Origin of the sequence: Pseudomonas sp. OA65, from assembly GCF_017498305.1 — a bacterium.
Lineage (GTDB): Bacteria > Pseudomonadota > Gammaproteobacteria > Pseudomonadales > Pseudomonadaceae > Aquipseudomonas > Aquipseudomonas zanjanensis.
In genome coordinates this window covers 1-16648 of the sequence record NZ_JAGDEZ010000002.1, presented here as the reverse complement: position 1 = coordinate 16648, position 16648 = coordinate 1, and the positions used below count along the sequence as shown (strand labels likewise).

The 16648-nt window shown below is 60.6% G+C and carries 16 protein-coding genes; 12 read left to right on the top strand and 4 right to left on the bottom strand.

Features of this window, described 5'->3' with window-relative positions:
• Positions 1-86: 86 nt before the first annotated feature.
• The gene (sohB, locus tag J3361_RS01810; RefSeq protein WP_207961869.1) at positions 87-1118 is read right to left on the bottom strand and encodes a protease SohB; all 1032 of its coding nucleotides are present in this window, start codon (positions 1116-1118) and stop codon (positions 87-89) included.
• A gap of 226 nt (positions 1119-1344) precedes the next feature.
• On the opposite strand from sohB, the gene J3361_RS01805 reads away from it, so the two are divergent.
• The 4 genes from J3361_RS01805 (at position 1345) to J3361_RS01790 (ending at position 5486) form a co-directional block, all read left to right on the top strand.
• Positions 1345-2055: a histidine phosphatase family protein gene (locus J3361_RS01805; protein ID WP_207961867.1), complete on the top strand. Its 711-nt coding sequence runs from the start codon at positions 1345-1347 to the stop codon at positions 2053-2055.
• Between the two features lie 51 nt (positions 2056-2106).
• On the top strand, positions 2107-2421 hold the full coding sequence (locus J3361_RS01800) for an SCP2 sterol-binding domain-containing protein (RefSeq protein WP_207961865.1): 315 nt from the start codon (positions 2107-2109) through the stop codon (positions 2419-2421).
• A 214-nt stretch (positions 2422-2635) separates the two neighbouring features.
• Complete coding sequence (locus J3361_RS01795) at positions 2636-4354, top strand: hydrogenase maturation protein (RefSeq protein WP_207961863.1); 1719 nt, start codon at positions 2636-2638, stop codon at positions 4352-4354.
• Between the two features lie 268 nt (positions 4355-4622).
• On the top strand, positions 4623-5486 hold the full coding sequence (locus J3361_RS01790; protein ID WP_207962377.1) for a LysR family transcriptional regulator: 864 nt from the start codon (positions 4623-4625) through the stop codon (positions 5484-5486).
• 150 nt (positions 5487-5636) lie between these two features.
• Here the strand turns inward: J3361_RS01790 and J3361_RS01785 are convergent, their stop codons facing one another.
• A complete protein-coding gene (locus tag J3361_RS01785; RefSeq protein ID WP_186731019.1) occupies positions 5637-5879 on the bottom strand; it encodes a DUF465 domain-containing protein in 243 nt (80 codons plus the stop codon).
• Positions 5880-6096: 217 nt separating this feature from the next.
• On the opposite strand from J3361_RS01785, the gene J3361_RS01780 reads away from it, so the two are divergent.
• Positions 6097-6618 carry a DUF4142 domain-containing protein gene (locus tag J3361_RS01780; RefSeq protein ID WP_207961861.1) on the top strand — a complete coding sequence of 174 codons (522 nt, stop codon included), beginning with the start codon at positions 6097-6099 and terminating at the stop codon, positions 6616-6618.
• Positions 6619-6716: 98 nt separating this feature from the next.
• On the opposite strand, the gene J3361_RS01775 is transcribed toward J3361_RS01780, so the two are convergent.
• Together J3361_RS01775 and J3361_RS01770 are read right to left on the bottom strand one after the other, a co-directional pair.
• Entirely contained in the window at positions 6717-7502 is a 786-nt protein-coding gene (locus J3361_RS01775) for a pyrroline-5-carboxylate reductase dimerization domain-containing protein (protein ID WP_207961859.1), read from the bottom strand.
• Positions 7492-8196 (bottom strand): TetR/AcrR family transcriptional regulator, encoded by a 705-nt coding sequence (locus J3361_RS01770; protein WP_207961857.1) that lies wholly within the window; start codon positions 8194-8196, stop codon positions 7492-7494. The genes J3361_RS01775 and J3361_RS01770 overlap by 11 nt, the downstream gene beginning before the upstream one ends.
• Before the next feature lie 454 nt (positions 8197-8650).
• Here J3361_RS01770 and choW point away from each other — a divergent pair, with 454 nt between their 5' ends.
• From choW to J3361_RS01735, 7 genes are all read left to right on the top strand, one after another.
• A complete protein-coding gene (choW, locus tag J3361_RS01765) occupies positions 8651-9499 on the top strand; it encodes a choline ABC transporter permease subunit (protein ID WP_207961854.1) in 849 nt (282 codons plus the stop codon).
• Entirely contained in the window at positions 9496-10719 is a 1224-nt protein-coding gene (gene choV / locus J3361_RS01760; RefSeq protein ID WP_207961852.1) for a choline ABC transporter ATP-binding protein, read from the top strand. Before choW ends, choV begins: the two co-directional genes overlap by 4 nt.
• 64 nt (positions 10720-10783) lie before the next feature.
• On the top strand, positions 10784-12040 hold the full coding sequence (locus J3361_RS01755) for an aromatic ring-hydroxylating dioxygenase subunit alpha (protein WP_207961850.1): 1257 nt from the start codon (positions 10784-10786) through the stop codon (positions 12038-12040).
• 9 nt (positions 12041-12049) lie between these two features.
• The gene (locus J3361_RS01750) at positions 12050-13186 is read left to right on the top strand and encodes a hybrid-cluster NAD(P)-dependent oxidoreductase (protein WP_207961848.1); all 1137 of its coding nucleotides are present in this window, start codon (positions 12050-12052) and stop codon (positions 13184-13186) included.
• 83 nt (positions 13187-13269) lie between these two features.
• Positions 13270-14184, top strand: a complete 915-nt coding sequence (locus J3361_RS01745; protein WP_207961846.1) for a LysR substrate-binding domain-containing protein — start codon at positions 13270-13272, stop codon at positions 14182-14184.
• Positions 14185-14407: 223 nt separating this feature from the next.
• On the top strand, positions 14408-15358 hold the full coding sequence (locus J3361_RS01740) for a glycosyltransferase family 2 protein (RefSeq protein WP_243458707.1): 951 nt from the start codon (positions 14408-14410) through the stop codon (positions 15356-15358).
• A 22-nt stretch (positions 15359-15380) separates the two neighbouring features.
• Entirely contained in the window at positions 15381-16220 is an 840-nt protein-coding gene (locus tag J3361_RS01735) for an NAD-dependent epimerase/dehydratase family protein (RefSeq protein WP_207961845.1), read from the top strand.
• The last annotated feature ends 428 nt before the right edge of the window (positions 16221-16648 follow it).

The following is a 16648-nucleotide window of genomic DNA, read 5'->3' as shown; positions in this document are numbered from 1 at the left end:
GGTGTTGAATGTGCCGCCGCTTTCGCGAGCAAGCCCGCTCCCACAAGGGAATGGCGGTGAGTCAAATGCTCAGCCCCGCCCCCGAATTACCAGAACCGCTGCTGGGTCAGCCGGCTCCACCAACTGAGCAGCACGCGATCCACCGAACCGCTGGCTGCCATGCCGATGCGCTCCTGCAGGCTTTTGCGTTCGGCGTAGTGCAGGTGGTACAGCTCGGCACCCTTGGCCCGTTCGGCCAGGTACTCGTCGCTGGTTTTCAGCTCGTCCACCAAGCACTTGTCCAGCGCCGCAACACCCAGCCAGACTTCACCGGTCGCTACTTCGTCGATGGCCAGTTGCGGGCGATAGGTGGACACGAAGTTCTTGAACAGTTCATGGGTGATGTCCAGGTCTTCCTGGAATTTCTCTCGGCCTTTCTCGGTATTTTCGCCGAACACCGTCAACGTGCGTTTGTATTCACCGGCCGTCAACACTTCGAAATCGATGTCGTGTTTCTTCAGCAGACGATTGACGTTGGGCAATTGCGCGACGACGCCGATGGAACCCAGGATCGCGAAGGGCGCGCTGATGATCTTCTCGCCGATGCACGCCATCATGTAGCCGCCGCTGGCCGCGACCTTGTCGATGCACACGGTCAGCGGCACGCCGGCCTGACGGATCCGCGCCAGTTGCGACGAAGCCAGGCCGTAGCTGTGGACCATGCCGCCGCCGCTTTCCAGGCGCAGTACCACTTCATCCTTCGGCGTCGCCAGGGTCAGCAGCGCGGTGATTTCGTGACGCAGGCTCTCGGTGGCCGAAGCCTTGATGTCACCGTCGAAATCCAGCACGAACACCCGAGGCTTGCTCGCTGGCTTGTCCTTGCTTTTCTTTCCGGCCTTTTCAGCCTTGCCTTCGGCCTTGCGCAAGGCCTTGAGCTGATCCTTGTCCAGCAGCGTCTGTTCCAGGCGCTCACGCAGCCCCTTGTAGAAATCGTTGAGTTTGCTCACCTGCAACTGGCCGGCCGACTTGCGCCGCCCCTTGCTGCGCAGCGCAGCAAAACTGGCCAGCACCACCAGGATGGCGATCACCAGCGTCACGGTCTTGGCCAGGAAACCGGCGTACTCGATGAAAAACTCCACAGCAACTCCTTAAATGCAATGCGCCACTGAACGCAGGCGCGTAACGGTCCCAGCATACCCATGCGCCTGCGTCGCGGCCAGCCAAGAAACCTATGGTTACCTTGACGCGAGCGCGACAGGGCAAGGCTGCAACGGGCATTTCAAACAAGCGTATGTTTTTTCATTGACAGCTCACCGCCATCCCCATAACCTCGCCAAACCTTCAACGTACCGGGATGACGCGGACGTGGGCAGTATCTATCTGATTCGACATGGCCAGGCCTCCTTTGGTGCGGACGACTACGATGTCCTCTCGCCCAATGGTGTACGCCAGGCGCAAGTGCTCGGCGGCCACCTCGCCGAGCTTGGTGTCGTCTTCGATCGCTGCCTCTCGGGTGACCTGCGTCGCCAACAGGATACCGCCGTCGGCGCGCTGGGCCAGATGTCTGCCGCCGGCATGCCGGTCCCCGAGCTGGAGATCGACGCCGCGTTCAACGAGTTCGATGCCGACGCGGTCATTCGTGCCCTGCTGCCGGACATGCTTCCCGAGGAACCCGAGGCGCTGCATATCCTGCGCAACGCTGCGCAGAACCGCGCCGAGTTCCAACGCATCTTCGTGCTGATCGTCGAGCGTTGGCTCAGCGGCCGGCATGACCCGCCCGGCCTGGAAAGCTGGTTGGGTTTCGTCGAACGGGTCCAGGCGGGCCTGCAGCGCATCCTGGAACAAGCTGACAACAGCCATAAGATCGCCGTGTTCACATCCGGCGGCACCATCACCGCACTGCTCCACCTGATCACCCGGATACCGGCCCGACAGGCCTTCGAACTGAACTGGCAAATCGTCAACACCTCGCTCAACCACCTGAAATTCAGGGGTCGCGAGGTGGCCCTGGCCTCCTTCAACAGCCATGCCCACCTGCAACTGCTGAAGGCCCCGGACCTCATCACCTTTCGCTGAGTCCGGATTACTGTAGACCCTTGCTGTACCACCCAAATAAGGATCGAAACCATGACCTCCGTAGCCGACGCCGTACAAGCCATGAAAGCCAAGTTCAACCCAGCCGCCGCTGCCGGCCTGGACCTGGTATTCGGTTTCCGCATCGATGAATCCAAGCATTTCTCGCTGGTCGTCAAGGACAGCACCTGCGAACTGTTGGAAGGTGAAAACCCGGACGCCCAGGTGACCCTGGTGATGGACGCCGAAACCCTGGAAGGCATCGTCGACGGCAGCACCGACGGCATGCAAGCGTTCATGGGCGGCAAGCTGCGCACCGAAGGCGACATGATGCTGGCCATGAAACTGTCCGAGCTGTTCCCGGCCTGAGATTGAGTTCGCCCTCTTCGCGAACCTTTCGATTGCAAACGAATCCCGCCCCCGTGGCGGGATTCGTGTTTCTGCCTCCCTGATTTCCCACCGCACACAACCTTGATCCCTGTCAGTTCCCGCTCATCTTCCAACCGCTAACGTAGGATCTCCATCAAAGCCAGGGACGGCTCATCGGGAGCCTGCGCCTGCGCATCTCAAGGAAGAGAGATTCATGCCTCCACTGAAGATCATTCTGCTGTCCAGCGCCTTCAACGGCCTGACCCAACGCGCCTGGCTGGACCTGCGCGAGGCCGGCTATCGCCCCAGCGTGGTGGTGTTCACCGACCCGGCCTCGGTCTGCCGGCAAATCGAAGAAAGCGACGCCGACCTGGTGATCTGTCCGTTTCTCAAGGATCGTGTACCCAAGCAATTGTGGCGCAACCCACGGCGCCCGGTGGTGATCATCCATCCGGGTATTGTCGGTGATCGCGGTGCCAGTGCCCTGGACTGGGCGCTCACCCGGCAGCCTGCGCGCTGGGGCGTCACCGCCTTGCAGGCGGTGGAGGAAATGGACGCCGGGCCCGTCTGGGCCACCTGCGAATTCGACCTGCCCAAGGGCCTGCGCAAATCCGAGTTGTATAACGGCCCAGTCAGCGACGCGGCCATTCATTGCATCCGCGAGGTGGTGGAAAAACACCGCGACGGTTTCGCCCCGGTGCTGCTGGACTATGACCGTCATGACGTGGTCGGACGCCTGCAACCGAACATGACCCAGGACGATCGCAGCTTCAGCTGGCACGACAGCAGCGTTTTCATCCAACGTTGCATCGACGCCGCGGACGGTCAACCCGGTGTGCTCGCCAGCCTGGCCGGCGAGCAGTTCTACCTGTACGACGCCCATCCGGACGTTCGCCATGGCCTGCCCGGCGAACTGTTGGCCGTACGTGACGATGCGGTGCTGGTGGCAACCGGGGATGCAAGCCTGTGGATCGGCGCCCTGCGCCGCAAACCGCAACCCGGCGAACAGACCTTCAAGCGGCCGGCGCGCCACGTCCTGTCGAACCGCCTCGAAGGCGTCCCGGTGCTCGACAGCTCCCTGGCCCGGCAACCGTTCAGCGACGAGTCTTATCAACCCATTCGCTACCGCGAATGCGGCCATGTCGGGGAGCTGACGTTCGAGTTCTATAACGGTGCAATGAGCACGGAGCAATGCCAGCGCCTGGTGGCGGCATTGCGCTGGGCCAAGTCGCGGGATACCCAAGTGCTGTTGATCCGGGGTGGACGCGGCAGCTTTTCCAACGGCGTGCACCTGAACGTGATCCAGGCCGCCGCCGAACCCGGCCTGGAAGCCTGGGCCAACATCCAGGCCATCGACGACGTCTGCCTGGAATTGTTCAGCGCCCGGCAACTGGTGGTCAGCGGCCTGACGGGGAACGCCGGCGCCGGCGGCGTGATGCTGGCCCTGGCCGCCGATATCGTGCTGGCGCGCCAAGACATCGTACTCAATCCCCACTACGCGACCATGGGCCTGTACGGCTCTGAATACTGGACCTACAGCCTGCCCCGCGCGGTGGGTCCGGACATGGCCTGGAAACTCACCCAGGACTGCCTGCCGATCAGCGCCCTCCAGGCGTTGCGCTACGGCATGGTCCAGGAGATCGGACCACGCTGCCCCGACGAGTTCGGCCTGTGGCTGCTGCAACGGGCCAATCGCGCGCTGCTCGATCCGAGCTATGAAAGCATCCGGGTGCGCAAGGCCGAACGGAGCCTGTCAGCGATCCAGGCCTGTCGCGATGGCGAACTCGCGCAGATGCGACATGACATGGTGGACAATCGCCACGGCTTCGCCGACAAGTGCCGTCGTTTCGTCTTCAAGCACAAGGCCTGCCGTACGCCGGAACGCCTGGTTGCGCCTTGGGCGCGGACAGCACAAGCCCAATCCGTCGAATAACAGCCGACATCGAGACCATACTGCTCACTCAAGAACAACGATGACTCCGTGGCGAGGGAGCTTGCTCCCGCTGGGCGGTGGGAGCAAAACTTGCTCGCGAAACAGACGCCTCAATTCTGCGAGACCGTATCGCCTCCATCGCGGGCAAGCCTTGCTCCCACATAGCGGGAGCAAGCTCCCTCGCCACAGATCAGGCATGGACAGTACGAAGGTATCAGCGAGGCGCAGCAGCTCTTACAATGCCCGCTTCCCCCGCATCGGCCTGACCATGGACATCGACCTCGCCCGCACCTTCCTGGAAATCGTCCGCCACGGCAGCCTCGCCGCAGCGGCCGAGAAGCTGCATGTGACCCAGACGGCGATCACCGCCCGGGTCCAGAAGCTCGAAAGCCAGCTCGGCTGCGCGCTGTTCGTGCGCAACCGTGCCGGCGCGCGCTTGACCACCGACGGCGAGGCCTTTGTGGTCTACGCCAACCAGCTCGTGCAAACCTGGGAAGCGGCCCGCCGGGACCTGCCATTGCCCGAGGGCTATCGCAACGTCTTGCACCTGGGTGGCGAGGTCAGCCTGTGCAACCCATTGATGCTGGCCTGGGCTGGTGCACTGCGCGAGAAAATCCCCGGCCATGCCCTGCGCATGGACATCCGTGACGGCGAAAAGCTGCTGCAACAATTGGAGCTGGGCCTGCTGGATGCGGCGGTGGTCTATCAGCCCGAATACTGGCCGCGCCTGCAAGTGGAACAATTGCTGGAAGAAAAGCTCATTCTGGTACGCCTGGCCGCCCGTCCCGAGCCCTACGTGTACATCGATTGGAGCGCGGATTTCCGCCGCCAACACGACACCGCGCTACCGGACAAGGCCAAGGCCGCGGTGACCTTCAACCTCGGCCCCCTGGCGCTGCAATACATCCTGGAAAACGGCGGCAGCGGCTACTTCCGTACGCGGGTGGTGCAGAGCTACCTGGACAGCGGCATCCTGGAACGGGTGCCCAAGGCGCCGGAGTTCAACTACCCGACCTATCTGGTGTATTCCAGGGACCGGGACTCGGCGGCATTGCAGCAGGCGTTCGAAGTGCTGCGGGAGATCGTCAGGGCCGGCAGCGACTGGTCGCAGCGCTGGGATCCGTTGACCTGACGGTTGTGTTGCGCCTGCCTGACATGAGGCCTGTGGTGGCCAGAGAGATTGCTCCCGCTCGATGTGCAGCGCTCACGAGATCCAGGGGCTGCTACGCAGCCCAGCGGGAGCAAGCTCCCTCGCCACAAAAGTCCTCACAAGCAGTCGGCGCTATGGCTCGCTCTTCATGTGAGCCATGATCTCGTCCTTGATCAGCAATCGCTTCTTCTTGAGCGTCTCCAGGACTTCGTCGGGCAGCACGGCGGAGGATGGCTTCTCGGCGTCGACCACTTCGGCATCCAGTTCGGAGTATTTTTGAAGTAACGAGTCGAGCCTTGGATTCTCGGCCCGTCTTTGCTTGATGTGGTCTTTTGTGCAGTTGAGATCCTGGCACAAATCGTGGGACACCGGCATGGAACACCTCCTTTGATGGATCGGTGGCAGGCGTCCTTTCGACGCCCATCGATTATCAGGATGGCCTCGTCGACGGGGTTCTGTCGACCGCCAATCCGACCAGCGGTGACCGTTCGTCGTACCGGATCGCTTGGCGATCAAACCTTTGCCCAGGCACAACCCTCCATTGATCAGAGACGACAAGAATCGCTCGTTCAACCTGTGTGGAGACTTACCTATGGACAGATTTACCCTGCGTCAACTCGGCCTGGCAGTTGCCCTGAGTACCAGCATGGGCATGGCATGGGCCGCGACTTCAAATGACTTTGTCGACAACGCGGCGGTCGGTGGTATTGCAGAAATCGAAACCAGCAAGCTGGCCCTGGAAAAAAGCCAATCGGCGGACATCAAGGCGTTCGCCAACAAGATGATCACCGACCACACCAAGGCCAACGAAGAGCTAAAGGCGCTGGCGAAAAAACATGACATCGAAGTGCCCGACGACACCACGCTGATGAAAAAAGCCAAGGGGAAAATCCTTGAGGTGCGCGATGAGTCCTTTGATGCGGCCTACGCCAACAATCAGGTCAAGGCCCACGAAGAAACCATCGAGCTGTTCAAGAAAGAGGCCAACACCGTTACCGACGACAAGAAAGCTGGCAACACCGAACTCAAGGCGTTCGCCCAGAAGATGCTGCCGGACTTGCAACATCACCTGGATGAAGCCAAGAAACTTCAGGCTGCTCACCCAAGCAAGTAACGGCAAGCCCGTCCCTTGAGCCGCCATAGGGCTCGCTCAAGAAAAAACGGCGCTTCTTCCAATAGAGGAAGGCGCCGTTTTTGTATCTCGAATTCTTATCAGGCCTGAAGCCCTTTGCGAGCCACCTCGGCACCGGCCTGCAACGCCCTCCCCACCTGCTCTTCGAAATCCCCCTGGCTCATCACCTGCAAGGCTGCGGCCGTGACGCCCCGATAAGCCACCAAGGCGTCGATCATCTCCTGGGGGTCGCGATTGGCCAGCAGTTGGCTGCTGTTGACCACGACATTTTTTGCGGCCATCTGCGCGATGTCGCCTGGTATGCCGGCCAGCATCGCCTGACGGGCCAGGGCCGTCATCAGCAAGGCCGGAAAAGCCGGGCCGGTGCCCGAGAGCGCAGAGAGGTAATCGATAAAGTCCTCTTCCTGGACCTCGGCAGCAGTGCCAACACATTCAAACAAACGCTGCACGAGACTTTTCGTTGTCGCCTCTACCCCACCCGAACAATGCCAAGGCGTAAAGGACTGCCCAATTTCCACCGCCGCGTTGGGCATCGCCCGCACGACCGCTGAAGCCGAAGTCTGCGCTGCAATCATCTGGGCCGTAATCACGGCCATCAATGAAATCACGGTTTTGCCCGTCGCATCGATGCCCAGGCTGGCGAAATGCTCGGGGCGTACCGCGATGATCACCACGTCGCTGCGATCCACCAACGCTTGGTTGTCCGTGACCAGGCGAGCGCCTTGTTCAGCCAACGGATGGTTGCCCGAGCGATTGGAAATGATCAGGTTCCCCGCCGGCACCAGTCCCTTGGCCAGGACCTCCCTGGCAATCGCCCCGCCCAACCAGCCGGTGCCGCCAATGATTCCCAAGGTTCTATTGACCATCGGCACTGCCTTCGAAGGTGTCCGTCAACGGAACGAAGACCCCGGGCTCTTTTTCGGCATAGCCGAACTTCCCGTAGAAACGATCCAGCTCGCGCTGCTTGGGGACCTTGCCGGTAAAGATGCTCACGTACTGCGGAATGCGCTGGAAGCGCACGGTGATCAACTCTGTGGTGTTCATGGTGATGTAGCCGATCTGCGTCAGGTAGATCGTTCGGGCCCGTGCATCAGCGCCTTGGGTGTCGTAGCCAAAGCGCTTGAACATGCTCGCCAGGGCGTTCATGCGCTGCTCGTCCACGACCGCCACTTCCTGGGCCACTTCGGCGGATTGAAGCGCCCAACTGCGCACGGCGAATTCGAATTGCGAGTCGAACAATTGCGGGTTGAGCCAGCACTCGAACACATTCAGGATCGCCTCGGAAATGCTTTCGGCATAGCTTTCACTTTGCCGTATCAGCCCCCCTGTATTGGTCTCGCGCCAACGGGACAGCAACGCCGCCAGCAGTTGCTCGCGATCCTCGAAAAACCAGTAGAAGCTGGTGCGCGACAAGCCCAGGCGCTTGGCCAACGGCATGACCCGAACCGCATCGATGCCCGACTCCTTCAGGGCCTCATAGGCCGCTTCCAGCCAACCCTCCGGCGAGCCCCGCCAGCCTGCGTCCTGGGCCTTGCCACGTGCCTTTCCTACTTGGGGCATCCTGCTTACCTTCTTCAATCATGCGTAGCGTGAATGTACTTGGATGACCGCTAAATGTACACCAAAGTACATTTAATTGACTTTTTCGGCCCAGATGCGGCGATTAATTGATGATAAAAACTCATGAGTTACTGACATAAAATGGTTTGTCAGCCAAAGGCACCTGGATAACTATCTCCCACAGACAACGGACTCCAAACCAAAACAACAACGAGCCGCCATTATGAATCCTGCAGTGCACACCTCTGAAAACCCCTCGACATCCGGCCAAAGAAAGCCGGGGCGACTGGCGTTGTCACACGCTTCTTCGGTTACCCCTTCCCTGCCCAAACTTCGATAACTGCTGACGCGACGCCTCGCGCAGTCGCTTTGTGTTGCCTGCGAACCTGGCACGCAAAGCTGCGCCCGGGTGGTTGCTGGCGTGCGGTTTCTTTCCATCAGCCGGATCAGTGATATGTGGATGACACAAGAGAAGCTTCCCCTGGGCGAACACATCGCCCGGTATGTCGAATGGTTGACTCAACATGGCGCGGGTATTTTCGACGCCATCTCGCTGTCGCTATCGGGTGTCATCACCGCGCTCACCACCGCGCTCCTGTGGTTCAACCCCTTGGCGTTGATCGCTGTATTCGCCCTGCTCGCCTACTACATCCAACGCAAGGTGAGCCTCACCCTTTTTGTCACCTTCGCCTTCCTGCTGATTCTCAACCTCGGTTACTGGCAAGAGACCATGGAAACCCTCGCCCAAGTGACCTTCGCCACACTTGTGTGCGTGGTCATCGGCGTACCGCTGGGCATTGTTGCCGCGCACAAACCGATGTTCTACACACTGATGCGTCCGATACTCGATCTGATGCAGACCGTACCGACCTTCGTTTACCTCATTCCTACGCTGACACTCTTCGGTCTGGGTGTGGTCCCAGGCCTGATCTCCACGGTGGTCTTCGCCATCGCCGCGCCCATTCGCCTGACCTACCTGGGCATCCGTGATGTCCCCGAAGAACTGATGGATGCCGGCAAGGCCTTTGGCTGCTCGCGCCGCCAATTATTGGCGCGCATCGAGCTGCCCCACGCCATGCCCAGCATCGCCGCCGGCATTACCCAATGCATCATGCTGTCCCTGTCCATGGTGGTGATTGCCGCCCTCGTGGGCGCCGACGGGCTTGGCAAGCCGGTGGTCAATGCGCTGAACACCGCCGATATCTCGATGGGTTTCGAAGCGGGGCTTGCCATCGTGCTGCTGGCGATCACGCTCGACCGTATCTGCAAGCAACGTGAAACCCTGAAACGAGGTGACGTATGAGCATCATCCGTTTTGAAGACGTCGACGTCATCTTCGCCGCCCGTCCGAAGCCTGCCCTGGATCTGCTCGACCAAGGCTTTTCGCGCCCGGAGATTCTTCAGAAAACCGGTTTGATCGTCGGCGTGGAGAAAGCCAGCCTGGAGATCAACAAAGGCGAGATCTGCGTGCTGATGGGCCTGTCCGGCTCCGGCAAATCCAGCCTGCTGCGCTGCATCAATGGGCTGAACACCGTCAGTCGCGGCAAGCTGTTCGTCGAACACGAAGGCCGGCAGATCGACGTCGCCGCTTGCACCCCCGCCGAGCTGAAAATGATGCGCACCCAGCGCATCGCCATGGTGTTCCAGAAGTTCGCGCTGATGCCCTGGCTGACGGTGCGAGAGAACATCAGCTTCGGCCTGGAAATGCAGGGCCGTCCGGAAAAGGAACGGCGCAAGCGGGTGGACGAAAAGCTTGAGCTGGTGGGCCTGACGCAATGGCGCAATAAAAAACCTCATGAGCTGTCCGGCGGCATGCAACAACGGGTCGGTCTGGCCCGCGCCCTGGCGATGGACGCCGACATCCTGCTGATGGACGAACCATTCTCCGCCCTCGATCCGTTGATCCGTCAAGGCTTGCAGGACGAGTTGCTCGACCTGCAGCGCAAACTGCAAAAAACCATCGTCTTCGTCAGCCATGACCTCGACGAAGCCCTGAAGCTGGGCACGCGCATCGCCATCATGAAAGACGGCAAGATCATCCAGTACAGCAAGCCCGAAGAGATCGTGCTGAACCCGGCCGACGACTACGTGCGCAACTTCGTCGCCCACACCAATCCGTTGAATGTGCTGTGCGCGAAAAGCTTGATGACCCCACTGGAACAGTGCGTTTTCGCCCGCGACGAATATTGCCTGGATACGCTTCAAAACCTGTGGATGGTGGTCGGCGCGCAGCGTCGTTTGAGCAGCGTTCGAAAAGGCGCCACAGCCGCACCTGTCCAACCATGGAATCCGACCAGGCCGATCGAGACCTTGGCTCGACGGCCTACGTGCGTGTCGCCAGCGACCAGCATGCGCGACGCCCTGCAGATCCGTTACGAAACCGGCCATCCCCTGATCGTGCAGGACGAAGCCGGAACCGTCCTGGGCATATTGGGCGACGGCGAACTGTATAGGGCCCTGCTGGGACACAACCTGCCGCGGTCCGTGCCTTCCGCCCCCCTAAAAGAATTTTCGCTGGCTTGATGCGCCAGCCAACGGCTTTGCACCCACCGCCACCACCCCGTTTGAGTTTGAGCGAGATCGGAAAATGACCCTTAATACCGTGAAAACCCATCGTGCACTTCTGACCGACCGCACTCCCGGCCATGGCATGCCGGGTGGTTTGTTTGGTCGCCAGGATGTTTTTGAAACCGACGTAGACATCTTTTTCACGAAGCATTGGATTCTGGTGGGGGTCACCAGCGACGTCCCCGAACCCGGTGATGTTTCCACACTCGATATCGGCAAGTCATCGATCCTCCTGGTGCGCGACGATGACGAGCAGGTGCAGGCCTTCCGCAATGTCTGCCGGCACCGCGGGGCTCGCTTGAAGCAGGCTGGCAAGTCGACGGTGGGCATGCTGGTCTGCCCTTACCACCAGTGGACGTACGACCTCGACGGTAGCCTCAAGCATGCGGCGCACATGGGGCAGGCCTTCGATCCTAAATGCAAAAGCCTGATCCCGGTGCACACACGGATTGTCGGCACCCATGTCTTCGTCTGCCTGGGCGACGAACCGCCGGAAGACATCCAGTACCTTGATCAGGTCATGACACCGCGTTTCGCTCAATATGACCTCGCCCATTCAAAGATCGCCTTCGAATCGGAAATCATCGAGAACGGCAATTGGAAACTGGTGATCGAGAATAACCGCGAGTGTTATCACTGCGCCGCCACCCACCCGGAGTTGACCGCCTCGTTCCTGCCCGAGGATTTCGGTTTCTGCACCGATGGCCTGGGGGAGGATTCACTCCAGGCGCTGGCGGAGTATCACCGCCGCAATGCCGAGACCAAGACCAACTGGGAGCGCGAAGGTTATATCTGCGAGGCCGTCGAGCATCTGGGTGCAGACGCCGTGACCCAGTTCCGTTCGCAGCGGCTGGCCATTGCCGGCAACGGCGAATCCCAAACCCTGGACACCCGTGTGGCGTGCACCCGACTGTTCGGCGACCTCACCCGCCGCGACTTGGGCGACATGCATTTTTGGACCCACAACTCGTGGACCCATGTCATGAGCGACCACGCCGTGGTCTCCTACATCATTCCGTTGGCGCCCGACAAGACCCTGGTACGCAGCAAATGGCTGGTCCATGCCGATGCCGTCGAAGGCGTCGACTATCAGGTGGATAAGCTGACCGAAGTCTGGGTCGCGACCAACCTGCAGGATGCCAACCTCGTCGGCATCACCCACAGCGGCACCCAGGATCCGGCCTACACGCCCGGGCCGTTCTCGGCCTTTACCGAAACCTATGTCGACCAGTTCTCGCGCTGGTACGCGGCGCGCCTGGCCGCCCACGGCGTGTGAGGAATGAACATGACGACTTACGAACACCTGACGCGCCCTGGAAACGCCGGCGCGGTCCAGCGTTTTACCGACCCGACCACCTGGGGCACGTTCGGCGCGCAGTGGCACAGCGGCGAGCAGAAAACCTTGCAATGCTGCGCTGTGCACCAGGAGACCCACGACGTCAGGACGTTCATTTTTCGCTGTGCGGATTTCAGCGCCCTGAGTTTCGAGCCCGGTCAATTCATCACGGTCGCGCCGGTCATTGACGGGCAAACCGTTGCCCGCTGCTACACCCTGTCGTCCTCCCCGACCCGGCCCTTTGCATTTTCCATCACCGTCAAGCGCGTACCGGGGGGCGTGGTGTCGAACTGGCTGCATGACAACCTCAAGGCCGGCGACAGCCTGAAGGCGTCCGGCCCGGCGGGCAGTTTTACGCCGGTCGGCCATCCGGCCAACAAGTTGTTGTACCTGTCCGCCGGCTCCGGCGTGACGCCGTTGATGTCGATGACCCGGGCCGCCTGCGACATGGCTGGCAACCTCGACATCGTGTTCGTGCACAGCGCCCGCACGCCCACCGACATCATCTTCCACCGGGAATTGACGCGCATGCAGGCGGCCATGCCGGGGATGCGGGTGATCAGTATTTGCGAAGGGCTTGGCGACACCACGCAATGGCAGCAACCGATAGGCCGGCTCGACTTGTCGTTGCTGAGCCAGCAAGTGCCGGACTACAACGAGCGGGAGATCTTTACCTGCGGTCCCCAAGGGTACATGGAAGCGGTCAAGTCGCTGCTCAGGGAAGCGGCGTTCGATTTCGCCCACTACCATCAGGAAAGCTTCGACATTGCCGCGCTGAATGAGCAACCGTTGATCGAGCAGGCCGTTTCGCTCGATCAACCAGCCGAGTTCACCGTGACCCTGTCGCGCTCCGGCAAGACATTCAGCATGCCGGCCAACCAGACCGTGCTGTCCGCCGCCAAGAAAGCCGGTGCCATCGTGCCCTCCTCCTGCAGCCAAGGCGTGTGTGGCACCTGCAAGACCGCCTTGCTCGAGGGCACGGTGGACATGAACCACAACGGCGGCATCCGGCAGCGGGAAATCGACAAGGGCCTGCGTTTGCTGTGCTGCAGCAAGCCCACTTCCGACCTGGTCCTTGATCTTTAGCCGTTCCTCGCTAATTAGGTAGTCACTGCACGCCGGCTTCTGCACAATCGCTGTGCGCCTAACACTTATAAGACTGAAGCCTGATGAAACTGCAACCCTTGCCGCCCCTCAACAGCCTGGTGGCGTTCGAGGCCGCCGCCCGCCACTTGAGCTTCACCATGGCGGCACGGGAACTGAACGTCACCCAAGGCGCCATCAGCCGCCAGGTACGCTTGCTCGAGGACTATCTGGGTACGGCACTGTTCACCCGCACGACCCGGGAAATCAACCTCACCGCCACCGGCAGCCAGTATTACGAAAGCGTGCGCGACACGCTGCAGCACATCGCCCAGGCCACCGCGGGCATACGCCATTGGCAAGGTGCGCAGCAAGTCACCGTGGTCACCAGCACGGCGATGGCGTCGCTGTGGCTGCTGCCGCTGGTGTCGCAGTTCCAGCGCCAGAACGAAGAGATCGACCTGCGCATCATCGCGACGGATCAAGTCAGTGATTTTTCCCGGCTCGACTGTGACCTGGCGCTGTATTACTGCAGCACGCCGCCAAAAAACATGAAAGTCACGCCGCTGTTCAACGAGGAGATTTTCCCGGTGTGCAGCCCCGCTTATCTGGCGCAACACCCGGAAATCGAGACACTGGAGCAATTGGGTGGATGCACCTGGTTGTGGCTGGAAGACCAGCACAGTGACTGGATTGGCTGGAAAGAATGGTTCCAGCGCCTTGGCTACCCAGCGCCAGAACCTCGACGGCGTATCAACATCAACAGTTACGCCATGCTGATCCAATCGGCCCTGGCTGGCCAAGGGATCGCCCTGGCCTGGTCGGGCCTGCTCAGCAATCACCTGCAAACCGGTAACCTGGTGCGACCAACGCAAGCCATCCTGCGCACCGACGCGCAGTTCTGCCTGCTGGAACCCCAAGGCCGGGCTACGAACAGACAAAGCGTCAACCGCTTCCGCCAATGGCTGATGGCCCATCTGGCAGAAACGGTCGACGTTTGATAGACCCGTCGACCTAGCCGACTTTCACGTTCATGCACTCCGGCACCTCGTCCTAAAGGTTCTTGGCCCCCCAAACAGATTCATCGCATAGCGGCCCAGCCTCAGTTGCGTGCCATCGGAATGGAGCGATGGCCGGAAGTGGTCGAAGCCCACGGACCTGCTATCTTGAATACAAACCTGAGTAGTTGCGATCCCATACGTATCCAGGTTTGTACAAGGAGTAATGCAGTTGGAAGCAGTGGAACTGCTCGATAGTGATGAATGGGCACCATCATTTCTACGTGGCGATTGTGATGTGGTTATCGTCAACTACAACGCCGGTGAGCTTTTGTTGGCGAGTGTAGGGTCGGCCTTTGCCGCCGGAGCTTCCCGAGTGATCGTGGTGGATAACAACTCCCACGATGACAGCCTGGTGCAGTTGGAGCGAATCCACCCTGCCGGCGACGCGCTTCAGATCGTACGCAATGCCGCCAACCTCGGCTTCGCCGTAGCCTGCAACCAAGGTGCTCGCCTGTCTGCGGCCCCCAACGTTTTTTTCTTGAACCCGGACACCGAACTGGCCGCCAATGCCATGGACCGCATGCTGCAGGCACTGCGCAGCTCGCCCGACATCGGCATGGTCGGAGGTTTCCTGTGCAATCCGGACGGCAGCGAGCAAGCCGGTGGGCGCCGCGTGTTTCCAACCCCCAGGCGCGCCTTCATGCGGGCCTTCGGGCTTTCGCGGCTCGCGGTGCTTTTCCCGTCGGTGTTGTCGGATTTTTTATTGCACAAGGAGCCACTCCCCAGTGCGCCCATTGTCGTTGAAGCCATCTCCGGCGCTTGCATGCTGGTCAAGCGCGAAGCGATCGAGAGCGTCGGGTTGTGGGACGAAGACTATTTCCTTCATTGCGAGGACCTGGACTGGTGCATGCGTTTCCATCAGGCCGGCTGGCGCGTACTGTTCGTGCCGGATGCCCGGGTGATGCATGTGTTCGGTGGCTGCAGTCGTGATCGACCTTATTTCGTCGAATGGCACAAACACTTGGGGTTCCTGCGTTTCTATCGCAAATTTTTCCGTCGTAAATATCCTGCCGTCCTGTGGATCGGCGTGGTGATCGGGGTTTGGTTCCGATTCAGCCTGGTGGTCCTTCGCCACGCCACGACCCGATTTAGCAACGCATGGACGCAGCGATAAGAGTGCTCAAGTGCGAATAGGCATGCTGGGCGGTAGCAGCCTCCTGGGGGAGCGCACCCTGCCATTGCTGGCCCAAGCCGGTCACTCGACGAGCGCCTTTGCCCGAAGCCTGCCCAGCGTGTCCTGCGCCGGGGTCACCTGGCGAAAGACTGACGACTGGCACGGACTGGCGCTGGACGCCTTCCTGTCATTTGCCCCCCTCTGGGTGCTGCCCGACTACCTGGAGCGCCTCGCCGGCACCCAGGTCAAACGCGTTGTCGTCCTCTCCTCCACCAGCCGCTTTGCCAAGCAAGCATCGCCCGACGCTCGGGAAAGGGACGTGGCGCAACGCTTGATACGTGCAGAAGCACAGCTCGAGCAGTGGGCGGTCGAACGGCAAATCGAATGGGTAATCCTGCGACCGACCCTGATCTATGGTTTTGCCCGCGACAAGAACATTTCGGAAATCGCACGTTTCATTCAGCGCTTCGGATTTTTCCCGCTGATTGGTGGCGGCATCGGGTTGCGCCAGCCGGTGCATGGGGATGACGTCATCCGGGCGTGCCTGTCCGCCGTGAGCACACTTGACCTGCCCAGCGGCGCCTACAACCTCTCGGGGGCAGAAGTCCTGCCTTATCACACCATGGTCAGGCGCATATTCCAGGCCATGGGACGCCCGGAACGAACACTGCCCCTCCCTGCCCCGGTATTGCGCCGGGTCGTTTCGATCATGCGCTGCCTGCCACGCTACCGACATCTTTCCAGCGCGCTGGTGGGGCGGATGAATGAGGATCTGGTGTTCGATCATTCGGACGCCAGTGATCGGCTTGGCTTTGCGCCCAGGGCGTTTCAACTGATGGATGAGGACTTGCCTGGGCGTTGAGGCTGCTGACGGCGGTGGGTCAGCTGCGGGGATGTTGAGTTGGCGAGCCTCATCGCGAGCAGGCTCGCTCCCACAGGGGTATCTGTGGTGCATGCAATACCTGGAACACCTCAAAAAACTGTGGGAGCGAGCTTGCTCGCGATGGCGGAGGGTCAGTTTGCGGTGACGTTGGATACCCACAAGGTTTTTGGGTACTGCACGACCCTGTGGCGAGGGAGCTTGCTCCCGCAGGGTCGCGCAGCGGCCCCAAAAAAACGATGAGCGCTGCGCACTCAAGCGGGAGCAAGCTCCTATCAAACAAAACGCAAGCACTTGATTTTCTAAAACAAATTCCAGGTCAAGGCTGCACGATAGCGAATAGGTTCAATTTCCACGGAAAATGTGGTTGCCCAGAATCTATGGCCAACTATCAGACCGCCTTCGCGAGC

What these genes read in the sequence shown, in the direction of transcription:
- J3361_RS01800 (WP_207961865.1), top strand. Translation starts at nt 2,107, where the DNA reads ATGACCTCCGTAGCCGACGCCGTACAAGCCATGAAAGCCAAGTTCAAC.
- J3361_RS01795 (WP_207961863.1), top strand. Translation starts at nt 2,636, where the DNA reads ATGCCTCCACTGAAGATCATTCTGCTGTCCAGCGCCTTCAACGGCCTG.
- J3361_RS01790 (WP_207962377.1), top strand. Translation starts at nt 4,623, where the DNA reads ATGGACATCGACCTCGCCCGCACCTTCCTGGAAATCGTCCGCCACGGC.
- J3361_RS01785 (WP_186731019.1), bottom strand. Translation starts at nt 5,879, where the DNA reads ATGCCGGTGTCCCACGATTTGTGCCAGGATCTCAACTGCACAAAAGAC.
- J3361_RS01780 (WP_207961861.1), top strand. Translation starts at nt 6,097, where the DNA reads ATGGACAGATTTACCCTGCGTCAACTCGGCCTGGCAGTTGCCCTGAGT.
- J3361_RS01775 (WP_207961859.1), bottom strand. Translation starts at nt 7,502, where the DNA reads ATGGTCAATAGAACCTTGGGAATCATTGGCGGCACCGGCTGGTTGGGC.
- J3361_RS01770 (WP_207961857.1), bottom strand. Translation starts at nt 8,196, where the DNA reads ATGCCCCAAGTAGGAAAGGCACGTGGCAAGGCCCAGGACGCAGGCTGG.
- choW (WP_207961854.1), top strand. Translation starts at nt 8,651, where the DNA reads ATGTGGATGACACAAGAGAAGCTTCCCCTGGGCGAACACATCGCCCGG.
- choV (WP_207961852.1), top strand. Translation starts at nt 9,496, where the DNA reads ATGAGCATCATCCGTTTTGAAGACGTCGACGTCATCTTCGCCGCCCGT.
- J3361_RS01755 (WP_207961850.1), top strand. Translation starts at nt 10,784, where the DNA reads ATGACCCTTAATACCGTGAAAACCCATCGTGCACTTCTGACCGACCGC.
- J3361_RS01750 (WP_207961848.1), top strand. Translation starts at nt 12,050, where the DNA reads ATGACGACTTACGAACACCTGACGCGCCCTGGAAACGCCGGCGCGGTC.
- J3361_RS01745 (WP_207961846.1), top strand. Translation starts at nt 13,270, where the DNA reads ATGAAACTGCAACCCTTGCCGCCCCTCAACAGCCTGGTGGCGTTCGAG.
- J3361_RS01740 (WP_243458707.1), top strand. Translation starts at nt 14,408, where the DNA reads ATGCAGTTGGAAGCAGTGGAACTGCTCGATAGTGATGAATGGGCACCA.
- J3361_RS01735 (WP_207961845.1), top strand. Translation starts at nt 15,381, where the DNA reads ATGCTGGGCGGTAGCAGCCTCCTGGGGGAGCGCACCCTGCCATTGCTG.